The 2,805-nt window shown below is 69.6% G+C and carries 2 protein-coding genes and 1 pseudogene; 1 reads left to right on the top strand and 2 read right to left on the bottom strand.

Annotation, left to right across the window (positions count from 1 at the left end; translation table 11 throughout):
- Both D477_RS20305 and D477_RS20310 read right to left on the bottom strand, forming a co-directional pair.
- Nucleotides 1-193 (bottom strand): annotated as a pseudogene (locus tag D477_RS20305) (phospho-sugar mutase); the annotation flags it as partial.
- A 57-nt stretch (nucleotides 194-250) separates the two neighbouring features.
- Nucleotides 251-1,051, bottom strand: coding sequence for a purine-nucleoside phosphorylase (locus D477_RS20310; RefSeq protein ID WP_005274993.1), 801 nt, complete (start codon nucleotides 1,049-1,051; stop codon nucleotides 251-253).
- A gap of 152 nt (nucleotides 1,052-1,203) precedes the next feature.
- Here D477_RS20310 and D477_RS20315 point away from each other — a divergent pair, with 152 nt between their 5' ends.
- Entirely contained in the window at nucleotides 1,204-2,607 is a 1,404-nt protein-coding gene (locus D477_RS20315; protein ID WP_005274995.1) for an NAD(P)H-quinone dehydrogenase, read from the top strand.
- Nucleotides 2,608-2,805: the final 198 nt, after the last annotated feature.

The raw sequence follows: 2,805 nt of genomic DNA on the forward strand, positions 1-2,805 counted from the left end.
CGGCGGTGCCGAACTGCAGCGGCCCGCTGAAGCTGTCGGCCAGTTCCTGCCGGGCGCCGGCGCCGGCCGGTCCTTCGGCCCGGGCACCATCCAGCAGGTCCTGCAGTTCCTGCACGGTCTGCGGGTCCGGATCATGGGCCATCCAGGCCTCGGCCGAGGCAAACAGCGGAGCGAGGTCAGCGGTGTCAGTCAATTCTCTCAGCACCTGGTTCTGTTGGCGCGGCCGCGGCGGCCGCAGGCGGGCGGGGAGTCAGAGCTTGGCGATGATGTCGGCCAGCAGGCGGGAGATCCGGGGGCCGGCGGCCTGGCCGGCCTCGATCACTTCCTGGTGGCTGAGCGGGACGGGGCTGATGCCGGCGGCCAGGTTCGTCACCAGGGAGATGCCGAACACCTCCATCCCGGCGTGCCGGGCGGCGATCGCCTCCAGTGCGGTGGACATGCCCACCAGGTCCGCGCCGATCCGCTTGGCGTACTGCACTTCGGCCGGCGTCTCGTAGTGCGGGCCGGTGAATTGGGCGTAGACCCCCTCGTCCAGCCCCGGGTCCACCTCCTTGGCCAGCGCGCGGATCCGCGACGAGTACAGGTCGGTCAGGTCCACGAAGGTGGCCCCCTCCAATGGGGAGGCAGCGGTGAGGTTGATGTGGTCGCTGATCAGCACCGGGGTGCCGGGCTGCCAGTCCGGATTCAGCCCGCCGCAGCCGTTGGTGAGCACCAGCGTCTTCGCGCCCGCGGCCGCCGCCGTGCGTACGCCGTGGACCACGGCCCGCACGCCGCGGCCTTCGTAGTAGTGCGTGCGCGCGCCGAGGACCAGCGCCCGCTTGCCGTCCGCGGTCAGCACCGAGCGGACGGTGCCGACGTGCCCTTCGACCGCCGGCGCGGAGAAACCGGGGATGCTGCGTGCCTCGAGCGTGTGGGTCGTTTCGCCGACCAGTTCCGCCGCGCCGCCCCACCCGGAGCCGAGCACCAGTGCCACGTCATGGCTTTGCACGCCCGTGTGTCCGGCGATGTACGCCGCTGCTGCCGCGGCCAGCTCAAAGGGATCTGTAGTCACAGAGCTAACCTACCCGCTGCCCAGCCGCTGCTCCATAGCGCACGCCGCGTGCCGCCGTCGTACTCTCCGCACTGTTGCTGAGGCGCCAGGCATGGCTGGCGGAAGCGGGCAGATGAGTTGAGCAGGTCTGGGGCATGCGACAGAATGGCCATGTGACGACCCAAATTGATTTCAGCGCCCCCCGTCTTGCCATCTTGGGCGGCGGCCCCGGCGGATATGAAGCCGCCATGGTGGCCGCGTCCCTCGGGGCGAAGGTGACCGTCATCGAACGCAAGGGCCTCGGCGGGTCGGCCGTGCTGACCGACGTGGTGCCTTCCAAGACCCTCATTGCGACGGCGGACGCCATGCGCCGGGTGGCCAGCGCCCATGACCTGGGCGTGCGCTTTGACGAGCAGGCCGGCGCTGCCTACGCGGACCTGAAGACGGTCAACGAGAGGCTGCTGAAGCTCGCGGAGAGCCAGTCGTCGGACATCCACCGCGGGCTGGAGCGGATGGGCGTCAAGGTCATCATCGGCGAAGGCCGGCTGACCGATGCGAACAGTATCGCCGTCACCACCGAGTCGGGGACCGAAACCGTGGATGCGGACGCCGTCCTGGTGGCCACCGGCGCCACGCCGCGCGAGCTGCCAACGGCGAAGCCGGACGGGGAGCGGATCTTCAACTGGACACAGGTGTACAACCTGACCGAGGTGCCGGAGCACCTGATCGTTGTCGGTTCGGGCGTCACCGGGGCCGAGTTCGCCTCGGCCTACCGGATGCTCGGCACGAAGGTCACGCTGGTCTCCTCGCGCGACCGCGTGCTGCCCGGGGAGGACGCCGACGCGGCCGCGGTGCTCGAGGACGTGTTTGCCCGCAGCGGGATGACGGTACTCTCCAAAACCCGGGCCTCCAGCGTGGAGCGCAGCCAGGACGGCGTCGTGGTCACGCTCTCCGACGGGCGCACGGTCGAGGGCTCGCACTGCCTGCTGGCGGTCGGCGGCGTGCCGAATACGTCCGGCATCGGGCTGGAGGAAGCCGGCGTGGCCCTGACGGAAAGCGGCCACATCAAGGTCGACGGCGTCTCCCGCACTACGGCGCCGAACATCTACGCGGCGGGGGACTGCACCGGAGTGCTCGCCCTCGCCTCGGTCGCTGCGATGCAGGGCCGCATCGCCGTGGCGCACCTGCTCGGCGACGTGGTCAAGCCGCTGAAGCTGAAGCAGGTTGCCTCCAACATCTTCACCAGCCCGGAGATCGCCACCGTGGGCGTGACCGAGGAGGACATCGCGTCCGGCCAGTACCAGGGCGACGTGATCAAGCTGTCGCTGAGCACCAACGCCCGGGCCAAGATGATGAATGTCACGGACGGTTTCGTGAAGATCATCTCGCGCCGCGGCTCCGGCACGGTGATCGGCGGCGTCGTGGTGGCCCCGCGCGCTTCCGAACTGATCTTCCCGATCGCGCTGGCGGTGACGCAGAAGCTGCACGTGGATGATCTGGCCAACACCTTCACGGTCTACCCGTCCCTCACGGGCTCCATCTCCGAGGCGGCACGGCGGCTGCACGTGCATCTCTAGGCGCCGTGCCCATAGGGTGGAGGCGGTAGCGAGCTGGCCGGATAGTGCAGGGGGGACGTACAAACATGCCTCGGGAGCGTTTTTACCAAAAGAAGGTCTGGCAGAACGCCGCCGTCGCGGTGCTGGCGCTGCTGACCCTCGGCGCGATCGTGTACGCGTTCCTGCCGAAGGCGCCGCCGGTGGCCCCGGGCTCCGCGC

This window comes from Arthrobacter crystallopoietes BAB-32 (assembly GCF_000328305.2).
In the GTDB taxonomy this organism is placed as follows: Bacteria; Actinomycetota; Actinomycetes; order Actinomycetales; family Micrococcaceae; genus Crystallibacter; species Crystallibacter crystallopoietes_A.